Below are 18,299 nucleotides of genomic sequence, written 5' to 3' on the forward strand. Positions count from 1 at the left end.
GGTGACTGTCATTATTTATCCTCACTCTTAGGTAATTTTAATAACCATTAAATAAAAAATCATCAGTACACCAATAAATGCAGGCCATCCCAAGAGAAACCAAATTCGGTATAAACGATGATAAGCGTCAGGCAGACTTTGTTGATGGACAATCGTCCTTTCAATTATTTTCTGTAACCTTATTTGAATAAAAACCACAGGAATCCAGCATAGGCCAATGATAATGTATAGCAATATAGACACAATAATCCAGAAACTCTGTAAAGGAAAGCCTGCTAAATAAATCATTGCAAAACCGGTCAACGGTTGGATCAATACCGCTGGAGTTGTAAAAATAAAATCGGCTATCACTACATTCCTGGTTGTCCGTAATAAATGCGTTAAGTCATCACGTTTTTGATTTGCCATAAACATATAAAATGCGGACCCTAAACCCGTACCAAACAGAAAAGTCGAACTAATAATATGAATTAACTTAAGCCATAGATAAGTCATCATTTCTCCAAATTTGCATTTTAATTGGCAGATCGCTTAACTCAGCCAGGTAATCCTTTAGACTTACCAAAGCGATACAAGGTAACGCCCCCTTTAAACTTAATTGGTTGTAGACTAATTGCTTAGCCAAAATGATTGCAGGTACTGTAGGAATATGGGGACCTGCAGCTTCCTTTGCCAAAATAAAACATTTAATTTCCAGTTCATTACCTTGCAAATCCAAGCCTTTCATAAATAGATGCATGCCACTATCATCACTACTTTGCCAATCAAAACAATGTCCGACATTAATTAAAAATTGCGTATGCCTGGGTAGAGAAATGGGTAGACCAAATCTAACTAGCCAGGAAACCAGCCACATTCCCAAATGCAAAAAACTACTTTCCATTCCTGCCGAAAAACTTATTTTTTTAATTCCAAAATGCTGTGGTAATAGATCAAGATCAGGAACATCACACAATCCCATCCACCGTGTGCCCATTTCAGGATACTTGATGCGATGCAAGCCTTGCCAACCGTAAAAGCCTTTACTCTCTCCCCCAGGAGGTCGACACGGTTTACCCAGATAAGTCAGGATTGCTTTTGCTGTTGCATAACCCCGTGAGAATTTTTGCACGGTTGCAATGCCATATTGCAGAGAATTTATTTGGGTAAATTCAGGTTGAAAATGTTTAACAATGGCTGAAGATAAACCAGGAACACTACTCGCACCACTAACAACCAAAACGTTATGGGCTTTAGCAATGTTGTCTAGTTTGCTGATACCACAAACAAAATCACGGCCATCAGCCAAATCGATATAATTGACTCCATTCTCAATGCAGTTTATTGCAATATGGTAGTCAGTCATTTGAAAAGGACCACAGGTATTAATTACAACCGTCGGTTGCCATTCTTTTAATATCATTCCTATATCTTTTGTAACATCCATGGATATCGCATTAATGGCGGCATCGTGATATTGCAGACGTAGTTCATCACAAAATTGCTTCGCTTTAAGAGGATCGCGACCGGCAATAATGACAGCAACTTCCGCTAGGCATAGAGATTGGGCAATACGTCGACCGAAATTGCCATAGCCACCTAAAATTAACACTGACTTTTGCATTACTTGCTCAATAAAATGATTATTTGTCTTAGCCTTTCGTTTTACTAAGGCTTTCCAACCCATCTTTAAAATGCTAACACAGTGACTTCACTTTGCCTTCAATACCAGCAATTATTCTTATAACTTAAATAAAAAAAATTTGATTTAAAATCCCTTCACTTAGCTTTTAAGTGAAGGGATACCTCACGCAAACATATTGAAAGTCTAAAGTTTTTTGACTATAGATCAAAAAGGCTGGCTGAAAATTCAGCAAACCACAAGGAGGTAGGAAATGAAGCTTCCTATTCAAGTAATATTTCGCAATATGGACCATTCCGCTGCAGCTGAAGAGAAAGCACGTACACTCGCCGAAAAACTGGAACGTTATTTTGATAAAATAATGAGTTGTCGCGTCGTCATTGAATCACCTCATCGTCATCATCATAAAGGCAAACTTTATCACGTTCGTATTGATTTAACCGTCCCAGATGCCGAACTGGTAGTTAGTCGCGAACCATCAGAACATCATGAACATGAGGACGTCTATGTGGCCATTCGCGATGCATTTAATGCCATTAAAAAGCAATTAATGACCTATGTTGAGCAAAGGCGTGGGCATGTGAAACATCATGAGAATCATTTTTATGGACGCGTTCTGGAAGTCTGTCCGCCAGCTGATTATGGTTACATTGAAACGCCGGAAGGTCGCCAAGTCCGCTTCAGCAGCCAAAGTATGATTGATTATGACTTCGAAAAACTTGAAATAGGAGACCGTGTTCGCTTTGCTGTGGTTGAAAATGCTGGCGAACTCGTTGCCAGCACTGTTTACATCGAGAGTTTAACGCACAGTTAGCTTCGCTATTATTGGCGAGTGGCTACTATAACACCCATTTGGTGATTAGTAGCATCCAGGGGAGGAGTTATGCGTGTTGGTCAATTCTGTAATCGCGAAGTAGTTATGATGCATGGCGATGAGTCTGTAAAGGTAGCCGCGGCACTGATGCGTTCACATCATGTTGGGGATGTAGTTTTGGTGGAAGAAAAAGAGGGTAAAAAATTCCCTATTGGCATTATATCTGATCGTGATCTTGTTGTTGAAGTGATGGTTCCCGGCCTCAAACCCGAAGAATTAGCAGCCAGTGACATTATTACTCATTCCCTTTTTGTCGTTCATGAAGACGATAGCCTTTTTGATGCGCTTGATCTTATGCGCGAAAAAGCTATTCGCCGTTTACCTGTTATCGATGCAGATGAAGTACTCATTGGTATCATTACTCTTGATGACATTACCGATCTGTTGGCTGAAATGTTAGGAAATGTTGCTGATGTAGTTGAGCGACAGCGCGAACTTGAAACAAAACAAAGACCCTAAAAAATTTTCGACAAGTTGCAAATTTATTTATGATTGTTTAATCATGACTCAATTTATATTAAACTTTTCGCCGTTTTACAGAAATGGATGTGGTCAACCACTTCTATTCTCATGCTTTATGTCGCTTGATGTTTAGGTTGTTCCTTATTTTTAATTATAAAGAGACTCTAATGAAGAAATTACTATCATTCCTACTGGCAACTGTGTCGTTAAGTGCCTTTGCTAAAGGAATATCCTCCCAAGAATATGCTCAACAATTTAAAAACTATAATGCATGTTTCATTCTTTATAGCGTTAATGAACATAAAATAATTAGTGAATATAATCCGGAAAATCGCTGCAGCGAACGTATTTCACCTAATTCTACTTTTAAAATCCCTTTGTCCTTGATGGCATTTAACCAAGGTATTATTAATCAAAAAACCGTATTTAAATGGCATGGTGAAAAAGGCGTAATCCCTGAGCATGAACAGGATCAGACAGCCAATAGCTGGCTCAAATATTCCGTTGTTTGGGTATCGCAACAGCTTACACCTCGGTTGGGTTATGCACGTATCAAGCATTATTTAGCAAGTTTTGATTATGGCAATCAGGATTTTAGTGGCGATCCCGGTAAAAACAACGGCCTTACTTTTGCATGGTTAAGTAGTAGCTTAAAAATATCTGCGGTTGAACAACTAAATTTCTTAAAGGCCATGTTAACTAATGAGTTAGCAATCAATAATAAAGCCGTCGCCGATACCAAGAAAAATTTGTATCAAGGCAAACTGGCGAATGGCGCAGATTATTATGGCAAAACAGGCAGTGGTAGACACGGTCACAATGAAAGAGAAGCGAACCCTAGCAAATTACGTGAAGGCTGGTTTGTAGGTTTCATTGAAAAAGGGACACAGCAATATATTTTTGTAAGTAATTTGAGTGATAAAAATCCTCCTGCACCCAATGATAAATCTTATGGTAGCGCATTATTGAAACCTATCACTCTAAAACTATTAAATGACTATTTTAGCGGCTAATGGATAAAGCATAAGTATGGGCTGGTCACCTTTTCTGGGCGATTATGGATTTTTTAAATGGATCTAACGTTATCTCATTTCCGCGCAAGCGGGAATGACATAACTTTAGTTCAAGACGATACCTCAGTTTTAGCAGCGTGACCTTGCTGTTGGCAATCATTTAGACAGCAGAATTGCGCAACGTTAACGAGAGTCCCAGAAACCAGGACCTCTCTCTTTATTTACACACTATATTGCGCAAAAATAATGCTTATTGTATAATAAAGATCTTCCTATTGCTCGGGCGATTTCTTATGAAAGATTATTACGGTAGAGAATTTAATAAAAATGATATCAAGAATAAAGATGACATTGGTCTTATTGACCCAAAATCCCTGGATGCGTTTTCCGATGAAGAAATTCGCCGCTCCGTTGTTCTAATCAAAGATCCACACAATGGCGATAGACTTTTTTTGCTTGCTGAACTTAGACAAATTTTAAAAGCAAACCATTATTGTCGATTAGAAGATCCGTTAACAAGAAAAGATATTCTTGACCAGGTTCCTGATTTTAAAGCCGCCATCGAGCTGGAAGAACAAGCAGCTCATTATAATGCCTATATTCTAGACAAACATCCACATTTTATTCCCTTACTGGCAACCTATGTTAAAGAAATATTGCATAAGGATGATGCAGAAGCTTTCCTTGATACGAAGAAAGATGAAATTCGTGCAAACCATAGTGAAGAGTTAGCAAAGTTTTATGGGCAAATTGCCAACTTCTCTGAACAAGAGAAAAATGACTTTTTTTCATTAATCATTACAAATCGTAGGTCCTTTGTACATGGGCAAATTTGGAATCTTCCTGCAAAATGGGAAATAGATGAAAACAATGCGGATTGGCAAGAAGAGCAAGCTTATCACTATTTAACTGAAAAAGGTTTATATACACCGTTCCCTCACCGAAATGTTTTAGTTGCAGATTTAATTACTGATCCAGAATCAGCATGTCTCCACTCTTGGGGGTTGGATATTTTTCATTTGTTGTTGGAATACCATATGGGAAAAAATCTTCCTTTTACACTCTTTACGCTTGAAGAGAATGAAAGTGGATTCTATATGGAGAAAACGCTGCGAGAGCGACTTGAGCCAGCCGTCACATTAAATCCTGAACAAGGATTAGCAGCCTACAGAAAAGCAATTGATGCGGCATGCGATCCAATGGTTTTAAAATTAGAGCAGGCCTGCACCAAGTACATGGACCACCTCGTGGGCAAACTGGGTATTTCTTATCCCTATCCGCAGGAAATAGACAATGCTGATCCTATTCTATTGAAAAAATATCATGCAGTACATGAAATGTATTCCTCGTTGCAACAAAGGTATGCAGGCCAAACAGACGAGCAATGCATCGCTGCTTTTAAAATACTCTATGAGGATCCAGAGCGACAGGCCACAATAGCCGAACATCGTGATAACATGGGAATAAGATTACTAAATGTTTTATTTTCTATCCTGTCTGTTGGTATAAAAAACGCTGTAACCTATTATCTAACTGAGGGATATAGTGGTTTTTGGAATTCACGAGGCGACCATTTTAATCAAAGCCTTGAAACTATTTTAGAAGATAAGCCAAAGACGCCTTAATTTCCTGACAAGATAAATTCATTGTAGGCATATCAAGACCACGGGGATTTTTTTACTCATGTCCCCTGGTCTCTATCTCCTGACTTACAAATTTTATTATCAATCACTGCATTGTTATCCAATTTAGACATACTCACTATCCTTAAGCAGGGATATTACAGCGACTATTTTTTATCCGGGCAATTCTTAGCGGCAACCAATTGGTCGCTGTTAGGTAAAAAGGTCCAATTTGGCCCCGCGAGAGTAAACTGCTTACCCTGCCATAAATAAGTACAAAGTAACAACTTGGTTTTGTCGTAGTCACTTCTGGCGGGATACTCCATGAAACGTAAATAAGTTTTACCTTTTAGACTAACGGCAAAAGGATTAGCCGTATGATGATTAAATTCACGCATAGAGTAATCGGTCATCATCTCGCTATTACCATGATAAAAATTGTTAGCGATAATTTTATTTAACTTGATGTCGACAATTTTATTGTTCTCCATCCTGTAGACAAATACTTCTTCCCAATGAATAGACCCTTCCGAGATAACAACAGCGTATTCGACAAATCCTTCATTACTAAAATCTCCTTTGTAAATAGTAATTTGCCGCAATCCATTTTCATCCAAATCTAATTTACTGCCACTTTTTTTAATCATGTTAATAATTTTAATTTTTTCATCATGATCACAAGCTAAAATGGCTATAGAATCCGCAGGTGGCTTTTTAATTAAAGCGAGCGCAGAAAAATAAGAGTCAGGGTCACTTTCTCTTGCGGCGAGCTGAGTAAATGAGGAAATGAATAAACAACAAAGGAAGAAAAGAAATTTTATTAACATCATCATACGCTTGATTTTGACTTAGTCATGCTTTTGTAACCACTAAGCGATGAGCACAGCTTAAAAGAAAATATTAACATAATTAACGACAAAATTTAATCACAAAGATCCCAAGAATTCCATTTTGCTGCAATCCTATACAAATATAATTTATTTACAAACAGTTACCTTGCCTTTTTACCCTCATTTTTAATAAGATTCACGGCATTAATAAGGAGAAACGATGATTCAAAAGGAATTACGCCGGAAAAGCTTCGGGTTATTTTTGGTAGGATTTTGTGTACCTTCCGCCATGGCGGGTACAATGGGACCTGAAATTAAAACCATCCGGTGGGTGGGAAGTGTGAGTGCCGGACCAGCATGGGCTGATAATGCCAAGAGTCAAACAATTGAATTAACCCCAGAAATCATAAAAACTTACGCTGCCAGAAAATCCACTGAGACTTTAGCAGCAGGTGAATTATTTCTCGGCTTGCAGAAAGGACTCCCTTATCAATTTCAGGGCCAACTTGGTCTTGCACTGGCTGCTGCAGGAAATGCGGAATTATCTGGCGACGTTTGGGATGATGCTGATCCACAATTCAATAATTTTGTGTACAGTTATAAAATAAAGCACAGCCATATTGCCCTGAAAGGCAAGCTATTGGCCGATAGAGGTTTTTGGGTAATTCCCTGGATTAGTGGCAGTGTTGGTGTCGGCTTTAACAAAGCGTATGATTTCCACAGCACGCCAACCATTTTTGAAGCACTACCAGTACCTGATTTCATTTCACATACTAAAACAGCCTTTAGCTATACTCTAGGGGCAGGTATTCAAAAAGCATTAGGCTCTAATTTTCAAATCGGTGTGGGCTATGAATTTGCTGATTGGGGGAAGAGTGAGCTTGGTCGTGCTATGGGGCAAACACTCAATACGGGTTTAAGGCTTAATCATCTCTATACGAATGGGGTGATGTTTAATATTAGCTATGTGGGGTAGCAAGATTCTTTAAAAGAATTTCATTGCTGTGGCCTCCGATTTTTGAGGCCATTATCAGTTAAGATTTTCTCCGTTTGGCAATCGTTTTGGCTTTTTCAGTTGTGGATTTTTTTAATTCTTTTTTATTCATACTTTCTTTGAGTAAAGAAATAAAATCAATGACAGAATCTTCCGCTTTAACAACATGCTTAGCTTTTTTACTGGCTTTACTTTCTTTAGCTGTTTGTTGATCCAACCATTTTTGTAGGGTTTCACGGTATTCATTGTGGTATTTTTCAGGTTTCCACTTATTCGTCATGTCATTAACCAATTCCGTAGCCATTTTTAATTCTTTCTCAGAGACCTTATAAGTTTTAAGGTCTTCTCTAGGTACATTTAACTCATCTTCCTGACGAATTTCGTCACTAAAATGGATTAAATAAAGTAATAAGGCATTTTCATGAGGTAAAATTAAACTTAATGATTCTTTGGTGCGAATAATAGCTTTAGCCACGCCAACTTTATTCGTTTTTTTTAAGACTTCTCGTAGGAGTACATAAGCCTTTTTATTCTTACTTTCAGGAACCAAATAATAAGGCTTCGTAAAATAAAGTGTATCAATTTCATCTAAGTCAACGAACTCCTCAATATCAATAGTTTTAAATAAATCAGGACTCGCTTTTTCAAATGCTTTTTCATCAACAATAATGTAGCTATCTTTATCATATTCATAGCCTTTGACAACATCTGACCATGCGACTTCTTTGCCTGTTTCCTCACTAACTCGCTGATAACGCACCCGCGATTTAGTTTTGGAATCAAGAAGGTGAAAATGAAGATCATTGTTTTCTTCAGTGGATATTAATGAGACAGGAATAGAAACTAACCCAAATGAAATTTCTCCTTTCCAAATTGATTTTGCCATTTTATTAATCCCTATAAAAATTAGCTAACAATTAGCATTTTTTAGTAACCAAATAGGGCTTATTTTTTTGATTTATTCACACCTAAGGTAACTTTGCACATAAGAATTTGAGTCAGATAAACAAAAACCACCCAGCGGGTGGCTTTGTTTAATCAGCGAGTTAAGGTGTTTCTTAACATTTGCTGATACTTTAAATATAGGAAGCAAATGCCAAACTGTCAAATAAATGACCAGAAATCACCTAATGACGATTTTTTAGAGAGTCATTTTTAAGACATCTGTCGGATGTGAAAATAATTGATTTTCACAAACAAATTCAGCCCCCTCTTTCATGTACATTCTATTTAAACCAGGTTTTAACGTATCTAACAATATTAAATCAGCACCTAACAAGGTCGCTTGTTTTTTAGCTTCCTTAAGAATCTGCTGACCAAAACCCAAACCTCGGTAATTTTTTTCGACATAAACATACATGAGTTGTCGCACGGCAGGGAGTTTTTCCCATTCTTCCTTTATTGGCAAACTCTCCTGTTCCACTAAGGCAAACATGGCTACAGGCTTGTCAGCCAATGTGCCTACATACACACTCTCACTCATATCTAACAGTATTTTTTTACGCGACTCGATGCCTTTATTACGTATATAACCCCACTCAGTTTCCGCCCAAATCGCTGCGACAGTCAAATGGTTGAGGCATTTTGAAAGCTTAGTAAATGTAAGTTTATGCTCGCCCAAAACAGAACTAAACAAGATCATATGACTTTTTTTAGCCATACTCGCCATGATTTTTTTAGTTGTCTCTTGCGAGTAGGTTGCTGCTAAAGTGGAATTTAACAAGGCAAATGTCACCGAATGATCCCCCCTTTCAGGAATCACTACATCAGCATATCTAATCGTTCTATTAATGCAGTCATTTACTGGCTTAATTTTTTTATCATATTCATCAAGGTTTTTTTGAAGATTTTCAATTGATTTTCCATGGAGAAAATTAGCCAGGCAGCTGTCAGGAGCAGTCTCCAGAAACAATTGTATTTTTAACTTTTCACCTAGCAATTTTTTTAATGCATTGCCGGTATAAAAGTGATGCCCCACTAATAATACACATTTTTTTTCTTTTTCAAGGTCTACTTTTAGCCTTTCATAGTCCATGACACCAGTTTTTTGATAGTCAGATTCATCAATAATTGTTACTGGATAATGAGCTTGTTGTTTGAATTTTTTTGCAAACTCTCTTACCTTGGACTCTAATGGACCACAAATGGCAATTACATACATTCTATTACCTCATTGAAATTTATTTGAACACATAGTAATGAAGCAAAGAAGGAAATGTCAAAATCATTTAATAAATCTTTGTAATCAAATAATTTATCGATAATTTATGGAGGCATCAATAAGACAACAGTTGTTGACAGACTCACCCAGATGTTTAATAATTTTCCACCCAATTCTTAAGCATAGGATGTACTGTGAAGTTAACAAAAATGATAACTCTATTCATGCAGGTATTTGCTTTAACTGCATTGATGTTAAAAGGTGCTTTTGCAGAGGATGTTACGGTTGTCGGCTCAATGAAGCACACTTTAAAGCCATCCTCTGTAACATCATCATCTTCATCAATTGATAGCAATGGTAATAAAGTGATTCAATTATTACAGGTGGAATTATCTGATGAAGCAAAAGCTTATCTTGTTAAACAGGCTAAAGACGCTTTAACACACAGCAAGCAGTTTTCACTTGCAGCACCAACCTCTGAAAATCTACCGAGCAAAGTACAACTCGGCATGAACAAGGTGCCAGTACTTGATCAAGGGATTCATGGAACTTGTGTTACTTTTGCTGTGACCGCTGCTTTGGATGCATCGATGAGTAAAGGCGATTACATCAGCCAAGTTTGTAGTCTCCAGCTAGGTACTTATTTAGAAAAACACGGTTATGGCTTAAGCGGCTGGGATGGCACCTATGCTACGTCTGTAATTAATCAGATGGAGCAGTTTGGAATCGTAAATATGAAAAACCAACGTTCCAAAGGCTGTGGTGGCTTGAAAGAATACCCAACTTACTCTTCGCATAATCCAAATTCATTTATTGAGCCCGAGAAATATCGTGCAATGAGTGAATTGATTTTTGGCAATATTGTAAATTGGTCTGATGTCTTTCAGCAAAAAGCTCCTGAGAAAACTTTAAATGAGGTGAAAGAAGCTTTAAACTCCGGTGATCGCCTAGTCTTTGCCGTGCTGCTTCCACGAACTGACTTAGGAACCGTCGGCGCAGTTGGTAAATATAAAACATGGTTTTATAAAGATAGCTGGGTACTGACGCCAGAAATAGTTGATGCTATAGAGGATGTAGAAGCTGCGCACGAAATGATTATTACAGGCTACGATGATAATGCCGTTGCTGTTGATAATCATGGTAAAAAGCACAAAGGATTATTGTTCTTGCGTAATTCTTGGGGCGATTCTGTAGGGGATGATGGTGATTTTTATATGTCCTACGACTACTTTAAATTACTCGCCTTTGACGTAACCCGATTCTCTAAAGCTTAATTTAAGCAATTATCTAGATCCATAGACCTCGTATGCTCATGCGGGGTCAATTCATCTAATGTGAGATATCCAAATGTTTAGATTTCGCGCTTTTAATTTACGGAATCTGGCTCTTATCTAAATGCCTCTGTTACACGAACAGCCAAGCTTATCTTCTAAATTCGAGTTTATTTATTGCAAGTTATTGATTTTTTTATGATCAAAATGCAAAATGCCACCCCATAAATGACTTAATCGAGAACAAATAATGCATAAAAGAGACGATAATTGGTTGTTAATTAAATTAAATAATTTTTTTTTAGACCCACAAAATAGCATTGGAGGCGGTGATAAAAGGGAATTTTTAAAAAAAATTAAAAAGGAAAAATATATTCAGGCCTTACATTTTGCATGTCAAAGAAGTCAAGGAAAAGATGTTTTTTACCGAATTGTAGAGATACTCTTATCTCACAAACAACAATTAAATCTCAATATTAACCAGGCTACTTCTGATGGCAAAAATGCTATTTATTTAGCGACGGAGAATGAAAACCTGTGGCTTTATGATTTACTTGAGAGACATGGAGCAGATATAGGCTTTGAAGGACCTAACGGGAGTGTCGCTCTATTACATACGGCTTATTATTCGTTGCAATTAAACGTTCTAATGACTTCCCGGATGGATGCTCGCTTCGCTAATGAGAAGAAAAAATTAGAAGCATTTTTTGAAGAAGTATCCAATCTTCCTTGCAAAGGCAGTTTAGTTGCTACTGAGGAAGTGAAGAAAGCAGACCAAAAAAGATTACAATTTATTAATTACACACTACATCATTTGGAGACTTACTTTAAAGAGTTTACGGATAACATTTTATCGCCGTTACAAAAAGGATTTACTGATAATCAAAAGAAAATTTTTGCTGAGTATATGCTTTCCTGCGCAAGAAATCGTGTGGAAGAACTCTGTCATGTTATCCATGATTTATCAGGTCCTTTGCGCAAAAAATACGATAATTTTGAATTACCAGGGTTTTCCTGGATGACTTTTGAGCAACTCGGGAGTAGCATGCTACGTGAAAAAGCATGCAGACGATTTTTTCTTCCTTTTAGCTTAAAGCGTGAAGTGTCTGTGACTATTCCAGCGTTCATTGAACGATTGCATCATGAGTTAGCTGATACTGAGTTATTGGTTGAAGAAGCTATTCCAGATATTTTAAAACATGACATTCCAAGGCTTCGTGTCTTTTTTAAAGAAATTACAGATGCTGAATCGCAAACACCTAATGCCGTTGTGAAACCGGTAGCCTTACCTTTTATAAAGACAGTGACAGGACGAATTGTTAATAATTTAAGTTTTTTAAAATTATTTAATCTATTTCATTTCACAGAACAGGAATCATTACAGGGGATTCCTTACCCAGAGCAAAGTTTTTATTTCATCGCCCCTGATGCTAGTGGCAAAAACTCAAAAACCAAGGATGAACCAAAGTCATTGGCATCTATGAGAAGCAAGCAAGCACTGTTAAGAAGATTACAAAAAATTGGTGAATTATTCGTAGGTAGAAATTTTCCAAGTGAATTATTTGATTTGGATCCCACTGTTGACTGGCGTGCTTTGGTGACTGTAAGAGATGGTATCTGCCATCAGGATGAAAGAAATAATTTAGTCATTGTTAATACCTTACTCCAAAATGAAAAGCGCTTACAAAAAATATTGCAAGAATTAGAAGATTTAAAATGCAGGGTCTTTGATCTTCTACAAAAAAGAGACAAAATCTTGGGTCCATATGAAGAGCCTCAGAAACTCTGGGCACATTTAGTAAAATCACAAATAGAGAAAAAAAATTGCCCTGAACAAGTTATTATTGCTGAGGTTTCTGCTCCTGTTAGACGTATTGATATTTCCGATGAAAAACAATTTTTAAAAATATTAGCAGATAACAAAGTATCTGCTGAGATTCAAAAACAGTTCCAGGCTATTTTTGATGGCACATGTACCATTTTACCAAACAAAAAAGAGTTGGGTGAGTTATGCGGAAAAGCGTATCTAAGTTTAAGTAAAGACGAAAAAACAGCCTGTCGAAAGATTATGGAGAAAATCACTTTTAAACCCATAACAACTGAAGCTGACCGTAATAAAAAACGTGAAGAGGAAAAAAATGCAAAAGAGGAGCGCGAAAAAAATAAAAATTCGCAATTAACGGGGTTGGAGCAAATAAGGGGGTTAGCAAAAGAATTCCTGGCTAATCCTGCAAAAGAAAATTTATTAAATCCACTTAAACGGGTTACCGCTGCAAAACAAGCATTACAGTATATAAGCGATTATTTAAGAGAATGTAATTATTTAGTAGGAAACACTAAATATACCTTTGTCGAATTGGAAAATTTCCATCAAAAAAATGGCAGTCCTTCTCTTAAAGAAATTTTATCGAATAATCACGAATTAAACGATGCGCTTGAATACAACGTTGGGCAATTATTGCAACATTTAGAGCAACTGTTTGATAATAATCATTTGGAAAACATCATTGATTTAACCAAGCAGAGAGAGCGCTTGCGGAAAATAAGAAATTACATTGAGCATGGTGACCCCATACTGGATACGATGGGCGAAGATTATCATTCTGCTTCGGAAGTAATTAGACATGATCTTTATTGTGCCATGATTGAATTAATTTATGATAAAGATATTGATTTAATAGCGCAGTATTTTATGGGCAAGAGTTCTGTGACTAATTTTTCCATCTTTCCTGCCATGACGGAACAAACTTCAGGCAATAATCTTGCACCATTTAACGAGTCAAAGCAGGAAATCTAGTTTATTTGGCCTGGCTGGTCGTCTTAATGGGTATCCAGGCCCTTCCTTTTCAAATAGAAAACTCCTATGAAACTTGACTTGTCCGCACACGCGAAATGACCATTATTTGCACAGAAATTGCTGCGAATTGCTATACTTTTCCATATAATTCTCAGCGGACGAGCATCATGAGTTATAGCAACATCGGAACGTTACTTCAGAAATCTAAAAATACATTGCCACCAGATGCCTGGCTGGTTCTTACCAAGAAAGAACTTAAAGACAATAAATTAAACTGGCGCAAATTAGTAAAACAGCAGGCACTCTCTAATCTGTACGATGAAGATGTTTTAAATCAGGAGCGATTTGTAAAATTTACTATTGGATTGCTGCGTTCTCCTTTTCTATCCCTTAGACAGCAAGAGGAACTAAGAGATATATGGCATGACAAAAATACGACAGTGGATCAGAAAGCCAATGCGATCATTAAGCTTGCCGCTCGCGCCGGCTATTATGATGTTGGCTGTGTTAAGCTTATGCCCTCATTTTTAAAATTATTTTCTAATGATCAAGAACTTTTTAATTTTCTGCGTGCCCCTCAGCAATTTATAAATCAAAATAATCAATTAACCCCTTACCAAAAACAGCTTCTCGACTTTATTGTTAATGACCCTGTTACCAAATACTTCAAAATAGGCGAACACATTAACGAAACCTATGAATCAGAACTTACAACAGCAATGAAAATGCTTAACTTACAACGTTATGGGTGTCGCGATGCCCCAAATTTCCTCCCCTGTATCCATCCAAATGTGGTAGATCAAGTGCTTGAAAAATCCAACCGTTCTTATATGGGAGGAAAAACATTTATAGGATTATCTGGAGCATCAGATCATTACACCCGTAAAATGATTAGTAACACAGCCAATGTCGTAACAGAAACAAAAATGGGTGAGTGTCATACTTTTGCTCAATTAGCGGCTGAGCACTTACTCAAAGTGGCCGAGGAACAAAAACTGCCTATTGATATAAAAATAGTTAGTCATAAAGACGGTCGTGGTTCCCACACCTTTCTTCTTGTGAATCATTACAATGAAGACCTTAATGATCTCTCGAATTGCTTAATCGTTGATCCATGGGCTTACGTTATGGGTTATACCGATACTCAAGGTATTTTTACTCTTGATAATTATCCTTATCCTAACATGACCACCAATCTACTATGTTGTTATAACTCGACAGAAGATGTAGAGCATTTAAATAGAAGGTATAACATCATTATTAATTCAGAAGAATACCAAAGCTATATGTCCAATATTCCCATTGAAAAGGAAGAAAGTGTCGATGCCATCCAAGCCAAACAATTTATTGAATATTTATACGGCGGCGTACAAAACCTTATCCCGGATCAAACAAAAGAAGAATTAATCAAAGAAATTCTCAAAGATTTAAGCTTTGAAGAAATTTCTCCTGCTAAAGCGATGAAATTAGCGACGGATGTTTTTTTCGCAGGTCATGTTGACGGGAATACGCATGAAGGGTTTTCCTGGACAAAACACGACAATATTACTGACAATGACCTTGGCCAAAGTGAAGATTATAAGAATTATTTTGTTGAAGCATTCAATCGATACCCAGCGGTGAAATCATTTTGGACAAATTATCTGCAACAAAGTCACCCAGGAGAAAACTTGAATACGACTAAAATTACTGTAGAGTCGATAGTAAAAATAGGCCAGGATTTGGCTAATAGTGAAACCCTGAAGCACGAATATTCACCACGCAATCCCGATGCAGTATTTACCATCTCTTATTAAAAAACCTAATGGGTGTTATTCACGGAATTAGGTTTTTTATATAATCCGGTAGTTCGGCCGGTTCTTCCTGAAGATGAGGTGCATATGGCGGGAGTTTTGCTGCCGTGTCGTCTCGACAGTAAATCTTGTGACTAGGGAAATACTCAAATAACAATTGCACTTTCCCTGCTGTCTCAGAACCTGCAATCTCTTCAATGAACGCTAAAGCCAAATCGATCCCGCTGGAAACACCGCCTGAAGTCCAAATTTTTCCCGATTTAACCAATCGTTTTTCAATAATCTCCACCGTTGGTTTTAACTCATTAATAGCACGCCAATAAGTCGTCGCTTGTTTACCTTGCAATAATCCTGCTGCTTCCAGCAGAAAAGCCCCTGTACATACCGATAAAATATATTCACAGTGCACTGCCTGTTGACTAATAAATGCGATAAGCTTCTTATTAAATATTTGATCTCGACGACCAGGCCCACCCGGGATCAACAAAAAATCAAATTGTGGCGCACTAGAAAAATCGCAATGGGGTTTTAGCGTGATATTATTTTCCCCGAGGAGAAGTTCCGAAGTCTCTGCGACTAGATACATTTCCAATACTGCACCTAGTATATTTTTCCAGGTAGCAAACACTTCCCAAGGGCCAATTACATCCATAGGCTGAACATGAGGATAAAGTAAAATTCCTAATTTTTTATTTTGCACTCGTCAGCTCCCTCGTGTTTTTTATCATAGTAGATGACTTTATTCGAGCTGACATCCTCTTGGCAATAACTAAAAGATGGATAATACAATTGCTTTTTTCGCCATTTCCCGTCATTCCGAGCATAGCGAGGAATCTCCTGCAATTGGCACGTAGTACTTCAAAAATCAAACCATTAACCCTCCCACTTCTCCTCGCATCAAATATTCCATGTAAAAATAAGCGGTTAACTTAATCAATACATTATAACCAAGTCTTGCCAATTACAGGGGGGAGTTTCCTCGCTCAGTCAGGAATGACGGGGGGATGGGTAAAATTACCCATAGACCACAATAGACGCAAACAGTACAATTATTAAACATATATTCATGATATTCAAATGAACCCATGAGTAAGAGATTTAATATTTATATGCGAGGTTAACATGGCAATTCGATACCTGATAGATGTAGATGACACCCTGATGGTGACTCATGGTGAAAAGGGAACCGTTTTTAATGAGAAGCTTATTGATGAACTTAAGCGCCTTGGTGTTGATCGTATTGATCTTTTAACCAAAATGGATAGCATCGAATGTTCGCCCGGTAAAGCACTTAGAGTTTCGCTAATTAAACATTTAGAAGAAAACGGTATTCAAGTTGGAAACGTCCTCACAACACTGGAGAATATGTTTTTAAACTCAGGCTATTTTTCTGGATTAAAACTAGGCGATGTTTATCCGGTATTGATGAAACCTGTCGAAGTAGCTGTCAACTCTCTTGCACAAATCAAAAACTATTCAAAACGTTACGCGCAATACCTGGAACATAAAAATAATGAAAAGAAAATTCGCATTTTAGATTTTCTAATAAAAAATCAGGTATTGTTGCCTAAGGATTCCATCGAGGATGTTCGCAATAAAAGAGATACATGTACCCACTCCATTAATCAACTACTTATCAACCATTCAACAATTAAAGGACAAGATCCCGCTTTTAATGACATTCAATATCTCTTTAATGAATTTAGAGATTACTGTAAACATCATCCGGAATCAGCTAATTTAATGACTATTAACGATTTTTATGAAAAATTAGTTAAAGCATGCAGTAATTATCAAGCTCCAGAGGATAACACTGTAGCAGAACAACAACTCATTGATAACTATCTATTAGAATTTGCCCACTACGGCAATCTTCGCTATATCGCTTCTTTACTGTGTCAAAGAAATAGTTCATCAACGAATGAGCACGACAGCAAAGGTAACATTTATGTTCAATATGTTGGTAAAGATGTTTATCAAACAGGCGATACGGTGCTTTTTATCGATGATAGTAATAGAGAGCAAGACTCTGTCCGTAAAGCTCATGCAAGTCTGGGGAATTTTGAGCTTTCTCTTGATACTATCTCTCCCCCCATACAAGGCGACATAACTGAATTTAATTGCCAAGGAGCACATATCCCTCTTGAGCAATTTCGCAAGCAACATTCTAAACATTATATGCAGTTACTCTGTAGGGAAGGCGATTTGGCACTCAAGTCACACAAATCCTATTTTGCCGTAGATTGTTATAAAACGGCCTATTTGTTGATAGATGATCTCGGACAAGATACCCCTTTTTCTAAAGAGGAGTTATTGCAAAAAATCATGGAGGCCTATAAAACCAATGATCCTAATCTTGTTGGGTATACTGAAAAAGAAGATGAAGTTCTTAAATGTATGTATGCTTCGCTCAATGGTAAAACTGATATGCAATTAAGAATTCTTGAAAGAGAACAGGAACTTCACGCACTTCGCAACCCTACACTTTACAAGCGCGAAGGCATGAATCCATTTAGATTTATGGATAAAAAACCTGAAACGATTGATTCAGATTTCAATAACAAGGTTTTAGGTTCTATCAATGTAATTATCTCTAAAGACCCTGGGGCACGAGAAGCATGTTCAGATTTTCTATCTAGCCTATCCAAGCGCCTAAGATATGAAAGATATCAAGGAGCTGTTGAAACATTCCAGAAGACCATGCTAAGTGGTCCGCAATTTAGATAATTGTTATGTAATCAAACCAGCCCGGATAGTTGCTGTAGCAACATCCAGGCTATCCCCCCAGATGAATGACATCTATTCCAATGCATCGCTTCATTTAAGTTTCTCTTAATTCTTACACGATATAATTTGCACTA

At 37.2% G+C, this 18,299-nt stretch carries 15 protein-coding genes; 9 read left to right on the top strand and 6 right to left on the bottom strand.

Annotated elements, in window-relative coordinates; translation table 11 throughout:
• Window positions 1–27: 27 nt before the first annotated feature.
• A complete protein-coding gene (locus PXX05_RS12280; protein WP_275088484.1) occupies window positions 28–498 on the bottom strand; it encodes a DUF2269 family protein in 471 nt (156 codons plus the stop codon).
• Window positions 476–1,666, bottom strand: a complete 1,191-nt coding sequence (locus PXX05_RS12285; protein WP_275088485.1) for a saccharopine dehydrogenase family protein — start codon at window positions 1,664–1,666, stop codon at window positions 476–478. Before PXX05_RS12285 ends, PXX05_RS12280 begins: the two co-directional genes overlap by 23 nt.
• Before the next feature lie 208 nt (window positions 1,667–1,874).
• Between PXX05_RS12285 and PXX05_RS12290 the strand changes: the two genes are divergently transcribed.
• The 4 genes from PXX05_RS12290 to PXX05_RS12305 all read left to right on the top strand — a co-directional run bounded on the left by PXX05_RS12290 (window position 1,875) and on the right by PXX05_RS12305 (window position 5,595).
• Complete coding sequence (locus tag PXX05_RS12290; protein WP_275088486.1) at window positions 1,875–2,435, top strand: HPF/RaiA family ribosome-associated protein; 561 nt, start codon at window positions 1,875–1,877, stop codon at window positions 2,433–2,435.
• 69 nt (window positions 2,436–2,504) lie between these two features.
• Complete coding sequence (locus PXX05_RS12295; RefSeq protein WP_275088487.1) at window positions 2,505–2,954, top strand: CBS domain-containing protein; 450 nt, start codon at window positions 2,505–2,507, stop codon at window positions 2,952–2,954.
• A 170-nt stretch (window positions 2,955–3,124) separates the two neighbouring features.
• Window positions 3,125–3,970: a penicillin-binding transpeptidase domain-containing protein gene (locus PXX05_RS12300; RefSeq protein ID WP_275088488.1), complete on the top strand. Its 846-nt coding sequence runs from the start codon at window positions 3,125–3,127 to the stop codon at window positions 3,968–3,970.
• Window positions 3,971–4,263: 293 nt separating this feature from the next.
• Window positions 4,264–5,595 (top strand): hypothetical protein, encoded by a 1,332-nt coding sequence (locus PXX05_RS12305; RefSeq protein WP_275088489.1) that lies wholly within the window; start codon window positions 4,264–4,266, stop codon window positions 5,593–5,595.
• A gap of 164 nt (window positions 5,596–5,759) precedes the next feature.
• Here the strand turns inward: PXX05_RS12305 and PXX05_RS12310 are convergent, their stop codons facing one another.
• Window positions 5,760–6,425, bottom strand: a complete 666-nt coding sequence (locus tag PXX05_RS12310; protein WP_275088490.1) for a hypothetical protein — start codon at window positions 6,423–6,425, stop codon at window positions 5,760–5,762.
• Window positions 6,426–6,711: 286 nt separating this feature from the next.
• On the opposite strand from PXX05_RS12310, the gene PXX05_RS12315 reads away from it, so the two are divergent.
• Window positions 6,712–7,398: an outer membrane protein gene (locus PXX05_RS12315; protein WP_275090514.1), complete on the top strand. Its 687-nt coding sequence runs from the start codon at window positions 6,712–6,714 to the stop codon at window positions 7,396–7,398.
• Between the two features lie 58 nt (window positions 7,399–7,456).
• Here PXX05_RS12315 and ku read toward each other — a convergent pair whose 3' ends face one another.
• Window positions 7,457–8,302, bottom strand: a complete 846-nt coding sequence (gene ku, locus PXX05_RS12320; RefSeq protein WP_275088491.1) for a non-homologous end joining protein Ku — start codon at window positions 8,300–8,302, stop codon at window positions 7,457–7,459.
• 255 nt (window positions 8,303–8,557) lie between these two features.
• A complete protein-coding gene (locus PXX05_RS12325) occupies window positions 8,558–9,058 on the bottom strand; it encodes a GNAT family N-acetyltransferase (protein ID WP_275090515.1) in 501 nt (166 codons plus the stop codon).
• A 713-nt stretch (window positions 9,059–9,771) separates the two neighbouring features.
• On the opposite strand from PXX05_RS12325, the gene PXX05_RS12330 reads away from it, so the two are divergent.
• The 3 genes from PXX05_RS12330 to PXX05_RS12340 all read left to right on the top strand — a co-directional run bounded on the left by PXX05_RS12330 (window position 9,772) and on the right by PXX05_RS12340 (window position 15,441).
• A complete protein-coding gene (locus tag PXX05_RS12330; RefSeq protein WP_275088492.1) occupies window positions 9,772–10,851 on the top strand; it encodes a C1 family peptidase in 1,080 nt (359 codons plus the stop codon).
• Between the two features lie 247 nt (window positions 10,852–11,098).
• Window positions 11,099–13,645 (top strand): hypothetical protein, encoded by a 2,547-nt coding sequence (locus PXX05_RS12335; protein WP_275088493.1) that lies wholly within the window; start codon window positions 11,099–11,101, stop codon window positions 13,643–13,645.
• Window positions 13,646–13,812: 167 nt separating this feature from the next.
• Entirely contained in the window at window positions 13,813–15,441 is a 1,629-nt protein-coding gene (locus tag PXX05_RS12340) for a hypothetical protein (RefSeq protein WP_275088494.1), read from the top strand.
• Window positions 15,442–15,460: 19 nt separating this feature from the next.
• On the opposite strand, the gene PXX05_RS12345 is transcribed toward PXX05_RS12340, so the two are convergent.
• Window positions 15,461–16,138 (bottom strand): DJ-1/PfpI family protein, encoded by a 678-nt coding sequence (locus PXX05_RS12345; protein ID WP_275088495.1) that lies wholly within the window; start codon window positions 16,136–16,138, stop codon window positions 15,461–15,463.
• 422 nt (window positions 16,139–16,560) lie between these two features.
• Here PXX05_RS12345 and PXX05_RS12350 point away from each other — a divergent pair, with 422 nt between their 5' ends.
• Entirely contained in the window at window positions 16,561–18,165 is a 1,605-nt protein-coding gene (locus PXX05_RS12350; RefSeq protein ID WP_275088496.1) for a hypothetical protein, read from the top strand.
• The last annotated feature ends 134 nt before the right edge of the window (window positions 18,166–18,299 follow it).

The sequence above is a fragment of the Legionella cardiaca genome (assembly GCF_029026145.1).
Classification (GTDB): Bacteria; Pseudomonadota; Gammaproteobacteria; order Legionellales; family Legionellaceae; genus Tatlockia; species Tatlockia cardiaca.

Excerpts from the sequence above, each read along its gene's own strand:
- PXX05_RS12310 (WP_275088490.1), bottom strand. The coding sequence starts at position 6,425 with ATGATGATGTTAATAAAATTTCTTTTCTTCCTTTGTTGTTTATTCATT.
- PXX05_RS12290 (WP_275088486.1), top strand. The coding sequence starts at position 1,875 with ATGAAGCTTCCTATTCAAGTAATATTTCGCAATATGGACCATTCCGCT.
- PXX05_RS12325 (WP_275090515.1), bottom strand. The coding sequence starts at position 9,058 with ATGATCTTGTTTAGTTCTGTTTTGGGCGAGCATAAACTTACATTTACT.
- PXX05_RS12285 (WP_275088485.1), bottom strand. The coding sequence starts at position 1,666 with ATGGGTTGGAAAGCCTTAGTAAAACGAAAGGCTAAGACAAATAATCAT.
- PXX05_RS12305 (WP_275088489.1), top strand. The coding sequence starts at position 4,264 with ATGAAAGATTATTACGGTAGAGAATTTAATAAAAATGATATCAAGAAT.
- PXX05_RS12350 (WP_275088496.1), top strand. The coding sequence starts at position 16,561 with ATGGCAATTCGATACCTGATAGATGTAGATGACACCCTGATGGTGACT.
- PXX05_RS12340 (WP_275088494.1), top strand. The coding sequence starts at position 13,813 with ATGAGTTATAGCAACATCGGAACGTTACTTCAGAAATCTAAAAATACA.
- PXX05_RS12280 (WP_275088484.1), bottom strand. The coding sequence starts at position 498 with ATGATGACTTATCTATGGCTTAAGTTAATTCATATTATTAGTTCGACT.
- PXX05_RS12335 (WP_275088493.1), top strand. The coding sequence starts at position 11,099 with ATGCATAAAAGAGACGATAATTGGTTGTTAATTAAATTAAATAATTTT.
- PXX05_RS12300 (WP_275088488.1), top strand. The coding sequence starts at position 3,125 with ATGAAGAAATTACTATCATTCCTACTGGCAACTGTGTCGTTAAGTGCC.
- ku (WP_275088491.1), bottom strand. The coding sequence starts at position 8,302 with ATGGCAAAATCAATTTGGAAAGGAGAAATTTCATTTGGGTTAGTTTCT.
- PXX05_RS12295 (WP_275088487.1), top strand. The coding sequence starts at position 2,505 with ATGCGTGTTGGTCAATTCTGTAATCGCGAAGTAGTTATGATGCATGGC.
- PXX05_RS12315 (WP_275090514.1), top strand. The coding sequence starts at position 6,712 with ATGGCGGGTACAATGGGACCTGAAATTAAAACCATCCGGTGGGTGGGA.